General features: G+C 44.7%; 1 protein-coding gene. It reads left to right on the top strand.

Annotated elements, in window-relative coordinates:
• Positions 1–578 (top strand): DNA gyrase C-terminal beta-propeller domain-containing protein (locus ACS8FC_RS18010; protein ID WP_439297796.1); only part of this gene is annotated, 578 nt, incomplete at its 5' end.
• Positions 579–671 lie beyond the last annotated feature (93 nt).

The following is a 671-nucleotide window of genomic DNA, read 5'->3' as shown; positions in this document are numbered from 1 at the left end:
CTCGTGCGATGGGCCGTACAGCGAAAGGTGTTCGCGGTATGCGTCTGGCTGCTGATGAATTTATCAAATCATTGGTCGTTATCGAAGATGATGTACATGAAATCTTGATTGCTTGTGAAAACGGCTTTGGTAAGCGTACCCTTATCGAAGAATTCAATACGCAAAACCGTGGCGGTGGCGGTGTAATCGCTATTAAGACCAGTGAGCGTAATGGCGCATTGGTACGAGCGACCAAGGTTGACGCTACTGATGATATTATTTTAATCTCTGACAAAGGAACGCTGGTACGTACGCCAGTTGAGCATGTCGCTAGCTCTGGTCGTAATACTCAGGGTGTCACGCTCATTCGTTTGTCAAAAGATGAAAAATTAGTCGCTATGGCGCGTGTTGAGCACGAAGAGGGCGATGATGAATTAGTCGATGCGATGAAAGAAGATGGGACGTTTGATGTAGAAGGTCAAGAGCAGATAGATATCGATACTGCAACTGACGATACCGCTTTGAGCGATGCCAACGACGTTATCGATATTGCCAACGATTACACATTGGACAATGATGCAGTAGACGATGACGAGTAATAGTCTTGGTAGTTAGCTTTTCAGTCTAGTTTCTGATCATTGTTCTAGAAAAAAGCCTCTGACGTTATCGTCGGAGGCTTTTATTTTTCATTC

Source organism: Psychrobacter sp. 1Y4 (genome assembly GCF_051847555.1).
Note: the sequence above shows the minus strand (reverse complement) of the source record. Positions and strands in the feature narration are given on the sequence as shown.